The sequence below is a fragment of the Demequina lutea genome (assembly GCF_013409005.1).
In the GTDB taxonomy this organism is placed as follows: domain Bacteria; phylum Actinomycetota; class Actinomycetes; order Actinomycetales; family Demequinaceae; genus Demequina; species Demequina lutea.
Window position 1 is genome coordinate 1,246,858 of the sequence record NZ_JACBZO010000001.1, and the last position, 16,567, is coordinate 1,263,424.

The window sequence follows — 16,567 nt, forward strand, 5'->3', positions numbered from 1 at the left end:
TTAGGCCTGTGCCGACGTGATGTACGAGACGGCGTCGCCGACGCTGACGAGGTTCTTGACCTCTTCGTCGGGGATGCGAACGTCGAACTTCTCTTCGGCGAGCGTGACGATGGTCATCATCGACAGTGAGTCGATGTCCAGGTCATCCGTGAAGGACTTGTCGAGTTGCACGTCGGCGGCGTCGACACCGGTTTCTTCGACCACGATTTCTGCGAGGCCGGCGAGGACTTCCTGCTCCGAGAGAGCCATCTGATTTTCTCCTTGGTTTGGTAGATGCCTCTTCGGCATCTGCACTATGGACGAACGTCTACCGAGGGTAGCGCCGCATGACCCACCACTACGGCAGGACGATCACTTGCGCGGCGTATACGAGGCCCGCGCCAAATCCGATTTGAAGGGCGATGTCTCCCGACTTCACCGCGCCGTCACGATACAGGCGCTCCGCTGCCAGGGGAATCGACGCTGCGGAGGTGTTGCCCGAATCGACGATGTCGCGGCCAATGGCCACGCTTGCAGGGAGGCCGATCTGCTTAACCATCTGGTCGATGATGCGCATGTTTGCCTGGTGGGGGATGAACGCGTCGATGTCGCTCGGCGTCAGCCCCGCCGCCTCGATCGCCTTGAGCGCGATGGGCGCCATGTCAAACGCGGCCCACTTGAACACGCTCGGCCCCTCTTGGCGCAGGGTGGGGAATGAGGCGCCGTTGCGAACCTCGGTCCACGAGTGATTCTGGCCAACGAGGCCGGCTCCGGCGCCGTCCGAGCCCCAGATGGTGGGTCCGATGCCCGCAGTCTCGGAGGGACCGATGACGACGGCGCCCGCTGCATCGCCCAGCAGGAACGAAATCGAGCGGTCGGTGGGATCGATGTAGTCGGACATCTTCTCGGCGCCGACGACGAGAACATACGTGCTCTGTCCGGCGCGCACGAGCGCGTCGGCCTGGCCGACGCCGTAGCAGTAGCCGGCACAAGCCGCCGAAATGTCGAAGGCGGCCGCGGGGGTGGCGCCGAGCCGGTCGGCGAGCACGGGGGCGGCGCCGGGAGTGATGTGCGGGAAGGTAATGGTCGACACGATCACGGTGTCGATCTGGGAGGGTTCGATTCCCGCGTTGGCGATCGCCTCACGGGAAGCGCGCTCGGCGAGATCAATCATCTCCGTGCCCTCGGCAGCGCGGACGCGAGTGGCGATGCCCGTCATCTTGCGTATCCACTCGTCCGAGGAGTCGATTGGTCCGATGATGTCGGCGTTGGGCACCACGTTCTCGCCCCTGGCGACTCCGAGGCCCATGACGCGCGAAAACTCGGGTCCCTTGGTGATGCTGATCTTGCCTGTCATGCCACGCTCCTTGAGAGCTCGAGGGCGGCCTCAAGGTCGTCCGGGGTCTTGAGCGCCACCGAGGGCACGCCCTTCATGGACCGCTTGGCGAGCCCACTGAGGACGCCTCCTGGCGCAAGTTCGATGATCCCTGTCACTCCCAGAGCGATCAGGGTGTCCATACACAGATCCCAGCGCACGGGGCGCGCGATCTGGGCGATGAGGCCCGCCACCACATCGTCGCCCGTGGCGACCTCGCTGCCGTCGGCGTTCGTGAGAATCGCAATGGAGGGATTGTGGCGGATCACGGTCGAGGCCGCCTCGGCAAGGGCAGGGACGGCGGGCGCCATGAAACGCGTGTGGAACGCGCCTGCCACCTGCAGTTCGATCACTCGCGCGCGGGCAGGCGGGTTCGCGACCAGTTCGGCAATCGCGCTGGCGGTGCCCGCGGCGACGACCTGGCCGCCACCATTCATGTTTGCGGGGGTGAGGTCGAGGCTGAGGAGGGTCTGTGCGATCTCCGCGTCGTCTCCACCGAGAATCGCGGCCATCGACGTTGGCTCGGAGGCGGCTGCGGCGGCGGCCATCGCGACTCCACGAGCCCGCACGAGGCGCACGGCGTCGGTGGGAGAAAGCACGCCCGCTACGGCGGCCGCGGAGAATTCGCCGACGGAGTGCCCAGCGACGACGCCGGGCACGACTCCGTCAAGGGAGGCGTACGCCGCAAGCGCAGTGGCGACGAGGAGCGGCTGCGCGATGGAGGTGTCCCTGATCGTGTCAGCGTCCGCTGCGGTTCCGAGAGCGATGAGGTCCAGTCCCGCGGCGTCGGTGGAGAGCTCAAGGGAGTCGCGTGCAGAGGCCAGTTCGAGCCACGGGGACAACATTCCTGGACTTTGCGCGCCCTGGCCGGGACAGACGATGGCAAGCATGTGTCAAGACTGCCTTATGTGGGGCGGTGTGCCGCGCTTTTGGGGTACCGACTTGCGGCGCCGCTATTGGAGGAAACCTACAAACTGGCGCGGCCCGCGTCCCTCAAGCGACCGAGAGCGAAGGCGGTCTCGAGCACGTGGGCGTCCCGAGTGGACAACACATCCCACCCCGTCAGTTCGGATACCTTCTTGAGGCGGTAGCGAACCGTGTTTGCGTGGACGAACATCGTGCGTGCCGAGAGTTCAAGGGAGCGGCCGCAATCGAGGAACGTCGCGACCGTCTCTTGTAGAGACCCTCCAGCACGAACGATGGGGTCGTACGCGATGGAAATGAGACGATCCCTGGCGCCGGTGTCGCCAACGAGTACCCGTTCGGGAAGGAGGTCGTCGGCGAGGACGGGCCGCGGCGAAAGCGACCACGCCGGCGCGGCAACGACACCCGCGAACGCCGCCCGTGCGGAGCGTGCGACCTCAAGGAGAGTGACGGCCGGCGGACCGATGACGACGGGACCAGGGCCAAAACTCTCCATGATGCTCGAGGCTAGTTCGCGCAGGTCTTGGTCCGAACGGGCGATGACGATGAGATCTTCGCCGTGGATGCCCACCATCGCCCCAGTCGCGGCCCTGCGCATGGAGCGCCTGAGTTCGGCGGATTGCGTCTCGCCGAGTGGGCCGTGCGTACGGCCGACGACCACGAGAGTGGGTCCTGGCTTCCAGCCAAGTGCGGCGGCACGCGAGGGCAGGTCGTCGTCGACCTCACCGCGCACGAGCGCGTCGATGACGAGGGCCTCGAGCCGAGCGTCCCACGCGCCCCTGGTCTCGGCGGCACGCGCGTAGACCTCGGCCGCGCTGAAGGCCACCTCGCGCGAGTAGCGCAGGATCGCCTCGCGCAAGTGAGCCTCTCCGCCGACAGCGGCGAGCTCATCCGCGTTGTCCTCGACGACCTTGACGACGGTACGCACGATGCTCAGCGTGTGTTGCAGGGAAACGGACCGGGTCAACTCGGGCGGCGCGGCCGCGAAGATTTCCAGCGCTCCACGGTACGTTCCCGTCGGGTTCGCATACCAAGACACGAAGGAGGTAATGCCCGCCTGAGCCACGGTGCCGACCCATGAGCGCTCCTGGGCGGGGAGCTCGCCGAACCAGCGGTAGTCGGCGTCCAGCTCTCGCAGGGCGGCCGTCGCCAACTTCCCCGTGCCCGACTTGAGCCTGCGCAGAGTTTCGTGGCGAACATCAACCGTGGCGACCATATCTCAAGCATAAGGCCAAATTGTGAGTGTTGCACAAAAACGCGCCCCCATAATGGGGGGCAAGAAAAGGCACAAAGTGGGGCAAAAGGGGGCATCCACGCCACGAAATCGGTTTGAGATTGGGCAGTCTCACAGTTGAAGGCGCCTCATGAGCGCTCACCGAGCGGCCGACAGCCGTCCTCGCTAGGCTTGTCGGCATAGCGAAAGCGGGAATGTCATGGACGCCAAGCCCCGGCCTCTACTTGGATCCCTACTCGGGCTGTTGCTCGGAATCGTCGTTGTCGCCTTGCTGTGGCAACTGGGCGTGGTGCCGCCGGATCGGCTTGTCCTGTTTGGAGTTCTCGCTGTCACGGTAGCTCTCGTGACGATCATTCTGACGCAGCGCACCGTGCTCGTGCGCAAGCGCTTCGTCATGTTGATGGTGTTGAGCGGGCTCTTGGCCGGAGTCGCCGTCGCGGGCATCCCGGACGCGATCGCAGGGGGATCGATAACGGACGGGTGCTCAGCCGATGGAACATCGTCGCTCGGCAGCAAGACGCCAGCCCAGACATCGATCGCCGACCCCTTTGCCGTCACCAGGACCGATACGGTGCAGTGGACCGCTGGGTCGACGGCTGTCTTGACGAACTGGCGGAGCGCGCTCGGCATGGACGTCGGAGGCTTCCAGGTGAAGACCTGGAGCGGTAGTTCCGCCAACAATGACCAGAAGCAGTCAAATTCTGGGTCTGCGGCTGTCGCGAGTCATCTGAAGGATATCGAGGGCAGCACGGGGATCACGCTTGCCGGGATTTACCACATGTACGGCCACCTCGATGCTGACCAACGCACGTGCGACATGAGCGCCTATGTGCGGGTGCAGGGTGAAGGGGCGTTCACGGGCGCCCTCAACAGGGGCTTGTGGATCGCCCTTGGTGCGTTGAGCCTCATCACCATCATCATGGCCGGCGTGGTTCGGCACTCCATCACGAGGGCAGCACGCGCCGCCGCGAGCGGTTTGGCACCCATGGCAGCGGCCCAGCCGCCCGCGACCAGCAAGCCTCCTGCGGAGCCAACGCAACCGTCCGAGGCTGGTCGTCAGACGAGTACCGACACCCGGAGTCGCCCACCCCAGGAGCCAAACAAGGCCGCGCCCGCGTCGAGGGAGACACCCGGTAGCAACGTGCGCGCAACGGACAACGCGCCGGTTGAGCAGATGGGCGCGCGGGGCGTGGAGCCGACGCAGGGCGTAGAGCCGATGCCAGGTAATGGCGAGGCTGCGGTGCCGGGAGCCGACGGAGACGTCCTCCCAGAGACCGACAATCCCGGCGCTACAACGCCTCTAAGTGACGGCCCCGAGGCGCCGCCGATTACCGACAGCCCGGACAGGCCCGCGGGTGAAGCGGGCTGATCCGCGAGACGAGGTCGGCTAGGCCACTAAAACTCTAGGCCTCGCCACCAGAGTTGCCGGAGGTGCCTTTCCTCACGTCATGCAACTCGTAGCGCTCGATCGCCTTGGCGGTGGTCCCAGCAGGCACCTCGCCCTTGCGCTCAAGTTGCTGAAGCACTCGCGCGGCCGTCGAAGGTCCGTCGATGTGGAAGAACCTACGCGCGGCTTGACGTGTATCGGAGAAGCCGAAGCCGTCCGCCCCGAGCGTCGCGTAGTCGCCGGGAATCCAGGCGCGCACCTGATCGGGAACAAGGTGATCGAAGTCGGTCGTGGCAACGAATGGACCCTGCGCGCCTGCAAGCCTGCGCGTGAGGAACGGAATGCGTGCGGGCCTTTCGGGATACAAGAACTCGTCGCGCTCACAGCTGAGGGCCTCGCGGCGAAGTTCCGACCACGACGTCACGGACCACACGGTTGCGTGCACGTTCCAGTGGGCCTCGAGCAGTTCCTGAGCCTCAAGCGCCCACGGCACCGCAACGCCTGAAGCGAGAATCTGTGCCTGCGGTCCATCGCCAGGCGCGGCATCGGCGACCTTGTGGATGCCCTTGATGATGCCCTCGATGTCCACGTCCTCGGGCTCGACGGGTTGCTGGATCGGCTCGTTGTACACGGTGATGTAGAACATGACGTTCTGGTCGCGGCCATCGCCTGGGCCGTACATGCGCTCGATGCCGTCACGCACAATGTGCCTGATCTCGTAGCCGAACGCAGGGTCATAGATGACCATTGCCGTGTTGGTGCCAGCGAGGATCGGCGAGTGGCCATCGGCGTGCTGCAGGCCCTCTCCCGTAAGCGTGGTGCGGCCTGCGGTGGCGCCGATGATGAAGCCTCGGGTCATTTGGTCGCCCGCGGCCCAGAACTGGTCGCCCGTGCGCTGGAATCCGAACATTGAATAGAAGATGTAGACCGGAACCAGGGGATACCCGTGCGTCGCGTACGACGTGCCTACGGCCTGGAATGCGGCCGCGGAGCCAGCCTCGTTGATCCCAGTGTGCATGATCTTGCCCTGCTCGGACTCCTTGTAGCTGAGCATGAGTTCGCGGTCGACCGGCAAGTAGTTCTGGCCCTGGGTATTGAAGATCTTGGCGGTGGGGAAGATCGCATCAAGGCCGAACGTGCGCGCCTCATCGGGGATGATCGGGACGATGCGATGGCCGAAGTTCTTGTCTTTGATGAGGTCCTTGAGCAAGCGAACGAACGCCATCGTGGTCGCGGCCTCTTGCTTGCCGGAGCCCTTCGCGAGGAGGTCGTAGACGGCGGGATCGGGCATCTCGATGGGATCGTGAGACACGCGCCTTTCGGGAACGAAGCCCCCCAACACCTTGCGCCGGCCAAGCATGTACTGGATCGCGGGGTCGTCCATGCCTGGGTGGAAGTACGGCGGGTTGTACGGGTCGTCGTCGATCTGCGCGTCCGTGAACGGGATGCTAAACGTGTCGCGCAGCACCTTGAGGTCCGCGGCCGCAAGCTTCTTCATCTGGTGAGTCGAGTTGCGGGCAGCAAAGTTGGTGCCCAGCCCGTAGCCCTTGATCGTCTTGGCAAGGATGACCGTGGGCTTGCCGTTCTTCTCCGTCGTGGCCTTGGCGTAGGCGGCGTAGAGCTTCTGGTAGTCGTGGCCGCCACGCTTGAGCGCCCAGATCTCGTCGTCGGTCATGTCGGCGACAAGTTCCTTGGCGCGAGGGTCGCCGCCGAAGAACTGATCGCGGATGAAGGCACCCGACTCGGCGCGGAACGTCTGGAAGTCGCCGTCGGGGACGGTGTTCATGAGGTTGACGAGCGCACCCTCGTCGTCGCGAGCGAGTAGCGGGTCCCAGTTGCGGCCCCAAATGACCTTGATGACGTTCCAACCGGCACCGCGGAAGAATGCCTCGAGTTCCTGAATGATCTTGCCGTTGCCTCGCACGGGGCCGTCGAGACGCTGCAGGTTGCAGTTGACGACGAACGTGAGGTTGTCGAGCTTCTGGTTGGCCGCGTGTTGCAACATCCCGCGGCTCTCCGGCTCGTCCATCTCGCCGTCGCCAAGGAACGCCCACACATGCTGCTCGGACGTGTCCTTGAGGCCGCGCAGTTGGAGGTAGCGGTTGGTCCATGCCTGGTAGATCGCCGACGCGGGGCCAAGACCCATCGAGACGGTGGGGAACTCCCACAAGTCGGGCATGAGGCGCGGGTGCGGGTAGGACGACAAGCCGCGGCCGGGGCCCGACTTCTCTTGCCTAAACGAGTCGAGGTCATCCTCGTTGAAACGGCCCTCGACCAGTCCACGCGCATATACGCCCGGCGCGGCGTGGCCCTGGAAGTAGACGTGGTCGCCGCCTCCCGGGTGGTCCTTGCCCTTGAAGAAGTGATTGAGGCCGACTTCGTACAGCGTCGCGACGGACGCGTAGGACGAGATGTGGCCACCGACACCCTTGCCCGCTGCCTGGGCGCGAGTCACCATCACCGCGGCGTTCCAACGAATCCATCCGCGGTAGCGACGCTCGATTTCCTCGTCGCCGGGAAACTCCGGCTCGTCGTCAACGTGGATGGTGTTGACGTAGGGCGTGTTCAGGCTGAGCGGAACGGAAAGTTGCTTGGAGGCGGCGTGCTCAACCATCCTGTCGATGACGAACTCGGCACGCGTGGCGCCGCGTTCTTCAATCATCCCGTCGAGCGACTCGAGCCACTCGTTGGTCTCTGCCGGGTCCTTGTCAAGCGGGCCGTGTTGTGCCACAGGGGACCTTTCGTAGGGGCGCAGGGTGTCGCGCCACGTCATGAGGATTCGTGGTTGCGGGGATGCCGCGTACCCCAACATTCTTGCCATATCCAGCCGCATTGTCACGCCAGCATGGGCCCGATGCCCTGGGAAGTACCCCAAACTACCCGCCTAGGTTGCTCTGGGCCGTTGCGACGGGCCATGGTCGCCCCGTACTGTGTAGCGAACGAGCAACGAATACGGCGCTCCCGACGGAAAGAGGTACGCAGGCCGTGGCCACCACAGAGGGCTCGGAGACGCTAGACGTCTCCGTAGTGTCACGACTTGGGCTCAACCCCGGCATGGTCGTGCAGGAATTCGGCTTCGACGCCGACGTGTGCGAGGCGCTGAGGGCGGGCATCGAGGCCGTTACAGGCGAAAAACTTGTTGACGAGGAGTTCGGAGACGTCACCGACTTCGCGATCGTCTGGTTCCGTGAGGGCGACGATGATCTCGCCGATTTGTTGATGGACGTTCAGGCGCTTCTCGATTCGGGAGGCCAAGTATTGCTCTTGACGCCCAAGGCGGGCCGTGCTGGCCACGTTCCACCGCACACGGTCCAAGAGGGGTCGTCACTTGGCGGCATGCACGCCACCTCGACCTTCGTGGTCGACGCGGATTGGGCGGCAACGGTGCTTGTGGAAAAGGGTCGCTCGAAGTGACCCACCCCCTTGTGGGTCATCCAGCTCCCGATTTCAACCTTTCTGATCAGGACGGCGTGCCCGTGTCCCTCGTGGACCTTCGCGGCTCAGAGGCGCTCATTGTCTTTGTTCCCTTCGCGTTCTCACCCGTGTGCACGTATGAGCTCGAACAGTTGCGGGATGCGAGCGATCTCACGGCAGCGGGCGCGCGCATCCTGATCGTCAATTGCGACTCGACCTACGTCAACCAAGAGTGGGCGTATCAAAACAAGTTCGACGGCACGCTGCTCAGTGACTTCTGGCCGCACGGCGCAATGAGCGAGAGCTTTGGGGTCTTCGACGAGGAACTTGGGCGCGCGGGGCGCGGCACCTTCCACATCGACGCCAGTGGCATCGTCGATTGGGTCTTGGTGAACCCCACGGGCGATGCGCGCGACCTGGCCGAATACCGCAAGGTCTTGGGCGTTACCGCATAGTTGCGACTCACGTGATGGGCGGCGTGCTCCCTGGGACGCCTCCCGATGGTGAAGAATGGTCCAGGGCCCTTAGCTCAGTTGGTTAGAGCACTGCGCTTACACCGCAGGTGTCATCGGTTCGAGTCCGGTAGGGCCCACTAAAGAGAATCAAGGCGGTCGCCTCGAGCCGACCGGGTCAGGAAGTGCGCGTGGCCACTGTCGCCGATGTCGTTGCTTGGGCCGATCGCCGCTACCCGCCGAAGCTTGCCGAGGATTGGGATGCTCCGGGGCTGTCGGTTGGCGATCCGCGCCGGGTCGTACGGCATGTGCGCTTTGCGGTTGACCCCACCATTGCCGTGGCCCGCGAGGCGATCGCGGCCGGCGCCGACATGCTCATCACTCACCACCCACTCATGCTGCGCGGCGTCACCACCGTCGCGGCCAATACCGCCCAGGGCGCGGTGGTCCACACGCTCATCGGCAATGGCTGCGCGCTCTTCGCCGCGCACACCAACGCCGATGCCGTCGACGGGGGAGTCGCCGAGGCGCTCGCGCTCGCGATCGGGATGAATGTCGAGGGGCCGCTTGTGCCCGTCGAGCCCGGGTCCGTCGATGGCACCGGTCGCATCGGGACCATCGCGCCGACGTCCCTGCGGGAATTTGCCGCCAGGGTCGCCGCCGTACTGCCCGCCACCGCGGGAGGCGTGTTGTTTGCCGGGAATCCCGACGGAATGGTCACGAGCGTCGCGGTCGTTGGCGGTTCAGGAGGCTCCTTCATCGGCGATGCCGTGTCCTCAGGTGTTGATGCGTTCGTCACCGCCGACCTGCGCCACCACCCAGCGACCGACGCCCGCGAGGCCGCCGCGCTTACCGACGGCAAGCCGTACCTCGTCAGCGTGTCCCACTCGGCATCCGAGTCGCTGTGGCTTGAAGGGGCCGCCGGCGAGCTGGCTCAAGCGCTCGATGTGACCACCTCGGTGAGTACGCTAAACACCGATCCATGGACAGGCCACGCGCCGTCCACCATTTAAGGAGACACAGTGCCCAAGGCCCCAGCAGCGGACCAACTGCGGTTGCTGACCGTTCAGGAGCTCGACACGCGCGCGGCTCAGGCCCGCCACCGCCTCGACTCGCTTGAGTCCAAGGCGGAGCTCCAGAAGCTGCTCGAGCGCGAGGGTGAGCTGACGGGCCGGCGCATCGAGGCCGACACCGCCATTTCGGACCTCAAGCGCGAGGTCACCAAAGCGGAGGACGACGTGCAGTCGGTGCGTGCCCGCGCCAAGCGAGACAACGACAGGCTCCTGGTGGGCGGCCAGACTCCCCGCGATCTGCAGGGGCTGCAGTCCGAGCTTGAGGTCTTGGTGAAGAGGCAATCCGACCTCGAGGAGATCGAGCTCGATGCGATGCAGCGACTCGAGGACGCCGAATCCGTTGCGGACGGTGTCGTTGCCGAGGCCGCCGTGATTGCGGCAGCGCTCGCAGATGTCCGTGCACGCGTCGAGACCGAGTCCGCCGCGATCGAAGCGGAACTCGCCGACGTGGCGCGCGAACGGATCAACGCTACCTTCAACCTCGACGAGTCTCTGCTGGCGCTCTACGAGAAGTTGCGCGCCCAGAACGGCGATTCCGGTGCGGCCGCGCTCACGCGCGGAACCTGCCAGGGATGCCACATGAGCCTCAATCCCGCGGACCTCGCGGGCATCGAGGCGACCCCGGCGGACGAGGTCGTCAGGTGCGAGGAATGCGGCAGGATCCTCGTGCGTGGGACGACCGCGTGAGTGGTGAGCAAGGCGCATCGGTCGAGGCCACCGCGCCGTTGGTGTCTCTAGAGTCCTCCGAAGCGCACCTCATTTCTCCGCTCACGATCGTCTTGGTGAGGCATGGCGTGACCGATATGACGGTCACCCGCAACTTCTCTGGCGGACAGGTTGAGGGCCCAGGCCTGAATGCTGCGGGCCGCGTCCAGGCCGCCAAGGCCGCCGATGCCGTCTACGCCATCGGCCGCAAGTCGTGGATGAAGTTGCCGCGGGTCTCGCGGGTCTTCGCGTCCCCATTGACTCGGACTCAAGAGACGGGTGCCGCGGTCGCGCGTCGGCTCGGCCTGCACGTGGAGACCGAGCCCTTGCTGCGCGAGGTGGAATTTGGGCGTTGGGAGGGCCTCACGGCCGAGCAAATCGTTCTCCAGGATGGCGACGCGGTTCATCGGTGGCGCTTTGGTGAGATTGCCGCGCCCGGCGGCGAGTCCTTTGACGACGTTGGCGCCCGACTCGACGAGGTGCTGCGCGGCTTTGCCGCAGAACACGCGCGGCTGAGCGAATCAGGAGACGACGTCGAACGGGCCTGGTCCGCCGTCGCGCACGCGGTCGCCATCAAGTGTGCCGTCGGCGTCTCCCTCGGGGTCGACAAGCGATCGTGGGGAGCGATGTGGCCCGAGCCCGCATCCCTCACCATCCTGCAACTGCGAGTCTCCCGCGAAGGCGACATCGTCGAGAGGCACCTCATGTGCCTCGGAGCGCCCACTCACTAGCGTCGTGCCCAAGGAGGCAGTCAATGTCTGTTGCATGGATGGCACCGTTGCCGGTGTGGAGAGAACCCCGGTGGGCGTCGATCCTTCGCGCGGGCGTTCGCCTGGTCCTCGCGATCTTCTGGGCCACGGCCGCCGTGGTTGTGCCCTGGAAGGGGCCCGCGCTGATCTTCGCGGTCTTCTCCTTGATCGCGCTCGCGCACACTGCGCTCGCGATCGCGAACCGCATGAAAAACCATGGTGTGCTTCTCCAACTCATGGGCTCGGGCACCCTCGAATGGCCGCGGTCCCTGCAGGAGCAGTGGCTGCGCAGGCCAGCAGACTGGGTGGACGGAGTCGCCATCGAGGTTGTCCCCATCGACCCCATTCCCGTGCGCGCACCAGCCGCGCCGCACGTCACGCTTTCGGGCGACAGTCACGAGATCGCGCGCCTGCCGTTGTACCGCCGCACCATGGTCGAATTCATGGATGAGGTAAACACGATTCTCGCCCCGAGGGGCGTCGCGCTTGTGTGGCAGGGAACGGTACGCAAGCCCCGCGGACGCGAAGCCGACTAACCGCCGATCACGAGCGTCAGTTCGTGAGGACCCTTCGCGCACGCAACGAGCGACAGGTCCACCAAGTGCGTCCCGATCATCGTCGCCGCAGCATCAGCCACGTCCGACGGTGTCTGAGGGACGGTATCCAAGGTCAACAGATGCGCCGTGAGAAGCCCTCGTGCGTGCTTCGCCATGTGGCTCACCACCGAGCGAGACCCGTCGCGCTCTCTCAATACCTTCACCGCCACCCAGGGTGCGTCGATCGGCGACCAGACGGGCCCGTAGGCGCTTGACCGGCAATCCACGACGACGCCGTCCCCGGCAAGCGGGCGCAACACGGTGTCAAGGTTTCGCCTCCACAGGCCTGACAGGGACCCAATGCGGGGGATCGATGTCGTCATCGACAGGCGATACGCGGGGATCTTGTCCATGGGCGAAATGGCCCCCCAGAGCGCCGAGACGATGCGAATGCGCTCGTGGGCCCTTGCTTGCATGCGCGCGTCCCAGGAAGCCGCCTGTGCCGCGTCGTACAGCACTCCCGTGTACACGGTGGCCGCAGGTGCGGACAGGTTCTCCCACAGGGTCGTGTTGTGTCGCACCTCGGCCTCGAGCGAGGCACCGACGCCGAGCGCGGCCAAGGCGCCGCGGGTCTTGCTGACCCTCACCAGGGCATCACCCACGCGGCGGCGGATGTCGGAAAGTTCAGGGTGACTCAGGGAACTCAGCGCGACCGGCGAGCCGGTGGTGGGTGCTGTCTTGCCTTCCGACGGAGGCAAGAGGATAAGCATGAGTCCAGGGTAGTGACGATGTGCGAAGGGTCATCACCGCGTAAAGTGGTCTCGGATGAGTTGGCCAGGCGGCCGCGTTGCGGGGAGACCCGTGCCGAGGAACGTCCGGGCTCCGTAGAGCAGGGTGATGGTTAATAGCCACCCGGGGTGACCCGCGGGAAAGTGCCACAGAAAATAACCGCCTCCGGCCTCGGCCGGCGGTAAGGGTGAAAAGGTGAGGTAAGAGCTCACCGCGTCGCTGGTGACAGCGACGGTCACGGTAAACCCCACCCGGAGCAAGACCAGACAGGATGCGTTTGAGGGCTGCTCGCCCGAGTATCTGGGTAGGTTGCTAGAGGCGTGCGGCAACGTACGTCGTAGATGGATGGCCGCCCGTCTTCTTCGGAAGACGACAGAACCCGGCGTATCGGCCAACTCATCCGCCTTAAGGTTCTTTACGAGGTGGTTTGCCCTACGCACTTCTGCGTTGTCCGCACGGTGTCCGCACCGCCAGAACTTTCACGCGCCGTGCGCCGAGAGATTGGGCCCCGTGAACTCAGGTCCCAGCACGTCATCAACGGCGTCGCGGGTGCGGTCCACCGAGTCGGGCCAGAGGTGGGCATAAGTGTCTAGAGTGTCAGAAGCGCTAGCGTGTCCGAGGCGTGCTTGGACGACTTTGACATTTTCACCTCGACGAATCAGCAGGCTGGCGTAGTAGTGGCGAAGGTCGTGAGACGTGATGCGATCCACGCCTGCGGATGCGCATGCCTCATGAAGCGCGTCGTTGAACCGCCGCCACATCAATGGACGGCCCTGTTCGTCGACGAAGACTAGGTCGTCCCCATAACAGGGGCCCCGGGTCGCGAGATGCTCCTCAAGTGCATCACACACGACTTGAGGTAGGGGGACACTTCGGTAACTTGCGTCCGTTCTCAGTGGTCCGAATGATTTCCTTCCGTTGGTCGTCCGCATCAGTTGGCGGTCGATTTCGATTGTCTGAGCCTCCAGGTCAATCCGGTTTCGCGTCAAACCGAACGCTTCTGCCTGCCGGAGGCCGGTGCCAGCACAGAGAATTATCAGCGCGCGGTGGCCGGTCGGCATTGCATCTGCGAGTGCAACGATTGAGTTCGTGTCCTTGGGTCGGATCCGTCGCGGGGTTACCTTTGGCGCTTTGACGCCGTGTGCCGGAGACTCCGCAATCAGGCGGTCTGCAACCGCCTGGGGCGTCGTTCTGAGCGGCTTGGGCCGTGGGGCGCAGATCGTGGCCCACGCGGCTGGACCGGGCCGCCAACGTCTCGGCTCGCGTCCTCCGTGACTCCGGGGTGCCGACCGCTGTGGTCGTTATGGACGCCGTCTCGTGTGTCCCGCCGTGTGTCCAGTTGCTACGGAAGCCCTCCGCCAAGCCGCGGCGGTCAACATTGAGTAGACGGGGAATCAGGCCGCCAACGGTTCGTTCGAAGCCCGCTCACGACGGTGGGGCCCCTTTCAAGGGGCCCCACCGTTTGCGTTGGGAGGCGACGAAGGGACGCGCAGGGACGCGCGCTCCGGGGCTTCAACCCCGTGCTATCAACGATCCGGGCTCTGCACACGGTCTAGGGCGTGCCGCGTAAACTCGACCATCCCTCACCCGTGGGGTGAGGGATGGTCTGGCACGCGTCACCGTTGGTGCTGACAGGGAGCGGACAGAAGCGAAGTTGAACGCGAAATAGCCCTGTTGCGATTGACGCCCTGAGATAGCCTTGTCACGATACTTGCCGGTCGCGTGGAAGGGGGCGTCATGAGGCGACGACTAGTGAGCATGGTCATCGTCCTTTGCGTCGCCCTCGTTGCCGGCGGAGCCTTCGCCTACCACAGCGCCTATGCCACGTGGTGGGGAACGCCTGCTCGCCTCCATTACTGCGGGCGGGACTTCGTCCGTGGAACTCCCGATCTGACCCTCGCCGAGATCGTGGGGATCGGGGCCGCGTTGCCCGGCGATGCGCCCCATCCGGTCGTGACGGTCGCCACGGTCCCGCCGGTCGTCGGCCAACCCCTCGTCGCGGCCCTCCCCCCGCAAGCCGAACAGAGACGGCTCGGCTTGCCGTGCACCATGGCGGTCTACCTGAAGACCGGAACCGACGCGTACAGCGGTTACGTCCTCTCTGGCGGACCGTAGACGAGACCGGAGGAGACCCCTCCCCGCCCTCGACCACGCGGGATGGGCGCGCATGTCGACTAGGCGCTCTCAACGCCGCAGGTCTGGGCGACCTTGGTCGCCGTAAGTTTCGCTACTGGATCGGTGTCAGGTCACTGGTCTGACGCCGTCGCGGAAGTCATCGGGTCCTTCAGGTGACCATGCTGCCGCCCACAAGGGTCCAGGAGCGATGACCCGAACGGGATTGCCGCTGAGCGCCGAATGGGTGGCTGGGGATGTGTCCAGGGCGTGCGGATTTCGCCCGTCTTGAAGTCACGCTCAGCCGCCGTTCAAGCAGGACTCGGGCCGCATCCGGTTCGCTGACTCACCGGGGGTCAAGGGGTCGCAGGTTCAAATCCTGTCACCCCGACGAATGTGATGTCTCAAGGCATCGTTCACAGGGGCTTCTCCTTCGGGAGGGGCCTTTTGTGGTTTCCGGGGTTGGTAGTCCTTGTCGGGGTTGATGGTGTGTTCGGCGAGGATTTCGCTGGTGGTGCGGTCGATGGTGATGGTGTGGGGTCCGTTGGTCAGGACGATGACGGGGCGGTGTTTGTGGGTGCGGCCGATGCCGAGGTGGCGTAGTTGGCCTGCGTGGCGCAGGGTGATGACGCCGGAGGCGTCGATGTGGTCGAAGCGGATTCGGTAGTGGTGTCCTGCGACGTTGATTGAGGGTGCGGCTGGGGGTGTGGCGGCGTGGACGGTTGCTGGGGTGCGTCTGCCGATCGCGCGGTGGGGGCGTTCGTGGTTGTAGACGTGGGTGAATTGGTCGAGTTGGTTTTGCAGGGCGGTCAGGGTGTCGGCTGCGGGGCGTGCGGTGAGCCAGCGTTTCAGGGTTTGGTGGAAGCGTTCGATTTTGCCTTGGGTTTGAGGGTGGCCGGGGTGGCCGTTCTTCTGACGGATCCCGAGGTCGTGGATGAGCTGTTCGAACTGGCCCAGTCCTGGTGTTCCGGTGGCGAAGCGTGCGGTGAAGATGCGTCCGTTGTCGGTCAGTGTCGATGCTGGTAGCCCGTGGCGTTCCGCGGCGGCGGTGAAGGTATCGACGACTGTTTTGGCGGTTACGACCTGGTGGGCCGAGATGTGCATGATCATTCGGGAGTGGTCGTCGAGCCACGTAATGATCTCGACACCGGTGGTGTCGTCCAAGCGCCAGTGGGTCATGTCTGATTGCCAGGTCTCGTTGGGTAGGGCCGCTTCGAAACGTGTCCACGACGAGCGGGGCCGTTTGTGGGGTTGAGGTGTCACCCGGTCGGTGGCGGCAAGGATGCGGTGGATCGTGGCCCGGGACGGCACTGTCAGCCCTGAGGCGTTCATCCGGTCCAGGATCGACTCCGCACCAGCGTCGAGACCCGCAGCGGTCAGCCTGTCGCGCTCCGCCACGATCGCGTGGCGGAGCGTGTCGTCCACCCTCGTCGGGGACGTTCTGGGCGCTTTTGAGCGGGGCGCGACCGCCTCGATGCCCTGTTCGCGGTAGCGGGCCAGCAGCACCCGCAGCCACCGTTTCGATACCCCGAACCTGACGGCGGCGTCGGCAACACTCAGCCCGCCCTCCACGATCGCCAGCACCATGACCTCGTTCTTGACTCGTTGCGACATGCTCCATCGTCGTCAACGGGGTGAACGATGTCTTGAGACATAGGTGAACGATGTCCTGAGATCAGACACTGTCAGCCCGACGGGGTGAAAACAGGTCGGCCGAACGAAATCGCAACGACCACCGCCTTGTGATGGAGGTCGCCGCAGTGTGGTGTGGACGTGCGATCGAGCCGGCGCCCACGTGACGGCGCAAGCGTCTTTGCGCTGCTCAGGGGGTTAGAGGC

16 protein-coding genes, 1 tRNA gene and 1 other RNA gene are annotated in these 16,567 nt (G+C 65.1%); 10 read left to right on the top strand and 8 right to left on the bottom strand.

Translation table 11 applies throughout. From position 1 onward, the window contains the following. The 4 genes from BKA03_RS06110 to BKA03_RS06125 form a co-directional block, all read right to left on the bottom strand. Positions 1-249, bottom strand: a complete 249-nt coding sequence (locus BKA03_RS06110; protein WP_062075359.1) for an acyl carrier protein — start codon at positions 247-249, stop codon at positions 1-3. Positions 250-337: 88 nt separating this feature from the next. Next, positions 338-1,336 (bottom strand): beta-ketoacyl-ACP synthase III, encoded by a 999-nt coding sequence (locus BKA03_RS06115; RefSeq protein WP_062075360.1) that lies wholly within the window; start codon positions 1,334-1,336, stop codon positions 338-340. Further along, positions 1,333-2,244 (bottom strand): ACP S-malonyltransferase, encoded by a 912-nt coding sequence (locus tag BKA03_RS06120; RefSeq protein ID WP_062075361.1) that lies wholly within the window; start codon positions 2,242-2,244, stop codon positions 1,333-1,335. The genes BKA03_RS06115 and BKA03_RS06120 overlap by 4 nt, the downstream gene beginning before the upstream one ends. Positions 2,245-2,321: 77 nt before the next feature. Further along, on the bottom strand, positions 2,322-3,494 hold the full coding sequence (locus BKA03_RS06125; RefSeq protein ID WP_062075362.1) for a PucR family transcriptional regulator: 1,173 nt from the start codon (positions 3,492-3,494) through the stop codon (positions 2,322-2,324). Between the two features lie 217 nt (positions 3,495-3,711). Between BKA03_RS06125 and BKA03_RS06130 the strand changes: the two genes are divergently transcribed. After that, positions 3,712-4,881 (top strand): hypothetical protein, encoded by a 1,170-nt coding sequence (locus tag BKA03_RS06130; RefSeq protein ID WP_062075363.1) that lies wholly within the window; start codon positions 3,712-3,714, stop codon positions 4,879-4,881. 34 nt (positions 4,882-4,915) lie between these two features. Here the strand turns inward: BKA03_RS06130 and aceE are convergent, their stop codons facing one another. After that, on the bottom strand, positions 4,916-7,672 hold the full coding sequence (aceE, locus tag BKA03_RS06135; protein WP_083971678.1) for a pyruvate dehydrogenase (acetyl-transferring), homodimeric type: 2,757 nt from the start codon (positions 7,670-7,672) through the stop codon (positions 4,916-4,918). A 212-nt stretch (positions 7,673-7,884) separates the two neighbouring features. Here aceE and BKA03_RS15545 point away from each other — a divergent pair, with 212 nt between their 5' ends. The 7 genes from BKA03_RS15545 to BKA03_RS06170 all read left to right on the top strand — a co-directional run bounded on the left by BKA03_RS15545 (position 7,885) and on the right by BKA03_RS06170 (position 11,828). Then, on the top strand, positions 7,885-8,313 hold the full coding sequence (locus BKA03_RS15545; protein ID WP_083971680.1) for a DUF3052 domain-containing protein: 429 nt from the start codon (positions 7,885-7,887) through the stop codon (positions 8,311-8,313). Further along, a complete protein-coding gene (locus BKA03_RS06145; protein ID WP_062075364.1) occupies positions 8,310-8,768 on the top strand; it encodes a redoxin domain-containing protein in 459 nt (152 codons plus the stop codon). The genes BKA03_RS15545 and BKA03_RS06145 overlap by 4 nt, the downstream gene beginning before the upstream one ends. A gap of 63 nt (positions 8,769-8,831) precedes the next feature. Beyond that, positions 8,832-8,905, top strand: a tRNA-Val gene (locus BKA03_RS06150). A gap of 51 nt (positions 8,906-8,956) precedes the next feature. Continuing rightward, positions 8,957-9,778: a Nif3-like dinuclear metal center hexameric protein gene (locus BKA03_RS06155; protein WP_062075365.1), complete on the top strand. Its 822-nt coding sequence runs from the start codon at positions 8,957-8,959 to the stop codon at positions 9,776-9,778. Positions 9,779-9,787: 9 nt separating this feature from the next. Next, positions 9,788-10,525: a zinc ribbon domain-containing protein gene (locus tag BKA03_RS06160; RefSeq protein WP_062075366.1), complete on the top strand. Its 738-nt coding sequence runs from the start codon at positions 9,788-9,790 to the stop codon at positions 10,523-10,525. Then, positions 10,489-11,274: a histidine phosphatase family protein gene (locus BKA03_RS06165; protein WP_062075367.1), complete on the top strand. Its 786-nt coding sequence runs from the start codon at positions 10,489-10,491 to the stop codon at positions 11,272-11,274. Before BKA03_RS06160 ends, BKA03_RS06165 begins: the two co-directional genes overlap by 37 nt. Before the next feature lie 23 nt (positions 11,275-11,297). Further along, complete coding sequence (locus BKA03_RS06170; RefSeq protein WP_062075368.1) at positions 11,298-11,828, top strand: hypothetical protein; 531 nt, start codon at positions 11,298-11,300, stop codon at positions 11,826-11,828. Here the strand turns inward: BKA03_RS06170 and BKA03_RS06175 are convergent. Further along, the gene (locus BKA03_RS06175) at positions 11,825-12,598 is read right to left on the bottom strand and encodes a YaaA family protein (protein ID WP_062075369.1); all 774 of its coding nucleotides are present in this window, start codon (positions 12,596-12,598) and stop codon (positions 11,825-11,827) included. The genes BKA03_RS06170 and BKA03_RS06175 overlap by 4 nt on opposite strands. Before the next feature lie 56 nt (positions 12,599-12,654). On the opposite strand from BKA03_RS06175, the gene rnpB reads away from it, so the two are divergent. Beyond that, positions 12,655-13,020, top strand: an RNA gene (gene rnpB, locus BKA03_RS06180) — RNase P RNA component class A. A gap of 76 nt (positions 13,021-13,096) precedes the next feature. Here rnpB and BKA03_RS15820 read toward each other — a convergent pair. After that, entirely contained in the window at positions 13,097-13,837 is a 741-nt protein-coding gene (locus BKA03_RS15820; RefSeq protein ID WP_083971685.1) for a tyrosine-type recombinase/integrase, read from the bottom strand. Between the two features lie 517 nt (positions 13,838-14,354). Here BKA03_RS15820 and BKA03_RS06190 point away from each other — a divergent pair. Then, positions 14,355-14,732 carry a hypothetical protein gene (locus BKA03_RS06190; protein WP_152649563.1) on the top strand — a complete coding sequence of 126 codons (378 nt, stop codon included), beginning with the start codon at positions 14,355-14,357 and terminating at the stop codon, positions 14,730-14,732. Positions 14,733-15,101: 369 nt separating this feature from the next. On the opposite strand, the gene BKA03_RS06195 is transcribed toward BKA03_RS06190, so the two are convergent. After that, positions 15,102-16,343 carry an IS481 family transposase gene (locus BKA03_RS06195; RefSeq protein WP_238579432.1) on the bottom strand — a complete coding sequence of 414 codons (1,242 nt, stop codon included), beginning with the start codon at positions 16,341-16,343 and terminating at the stop codon, positions 15,102-15,104. Positions 16,344-16,567 lie beyond the last annotated feature (224 nt).

Excerpts from the sequence above, each read along its gene's own strand:
- BKA03_RS06125 (WP_062075362.1), bottom strand. The coding sequence starts at position 3,494 with ATGGTCGCCACGGTTGATGTTCGCCACGAAACTCTGCGCAGGCTCAAG.
- aceE (WP_083971678.1), bottom strand. The coding sequence starts at position 7,672 with ATGACGTGGCGCGACACCCTGCGCCCCTACGAAAGGTCCCCTGTGGCA.
- BKA03_RS06130 (WP_062075363.1), top strand. The coding sequence starts at position 3,712 with ATGGACGCCAAGCCCCGGCCTCTACTTGGATCCCTACTCGGGCTGTTG.
- BKA03_RS06170 (WP_062075368.1), top strand. The coding sequence starts at position 11,298 with ATGTCTGTTGCATGGATGGCACCGTTGCCGGTGTGGAGAGAACCCCGG.
- BKA03_RS06120 (WP_062075361.1), bottom strand. The coding sequence starts at position 2,244 with ATGCTTGCCATCGTCTGTCCCGGCCAGGGCGCGCAAAGTCCAGGAATG.
- BKA03_RS06175 (WP_062075369.1), bottom strand. The coding sequence starts at position 12,598 with ATGCTTATCCTCTTGCCTCCGTCGGAAGGCAAGACAGCACCCACCACC.
- BKA03_RS06110 (WP_062075359.1), bottom strand. The coding sequence starts at position 249 with ATGGCTCTCTCGGAGCAGGAAGTCCTCGCCGGCCTCGCAGAAATCGTG.
- BKA03_RS06195 (WP_238579432.1), bottom strand. The coding sequence starts at position 16,343 with ATGTCGCAACGAGTCAAGAACGAGGTCATGGTGCTGGCGATCGTGGAG.
- BKA03_RS06115 (WP_062075360.1), bottom strand. The coding sequence starts at position 1,336 with ATGACAGGCAAGATCAGCATCACCAAGGGACCCGAGTTTTCGCGCGTC.
- BKA03_RS06165 (WP_062075367.1), top strand. The coding sequence starts at position 10,489 with ATGCGGCAGGATCCTCGTGCGTGGGACGACCGCGTGAGTGGTGAGCAA.
- BKA03_RS06190 (WP_152649563.1), top strand. The coding sequence starts at position 14,355 with ATGAGGCGACGACTAGTGAGCATGGTCATCGTCCTTTGCGTCGCCCTC.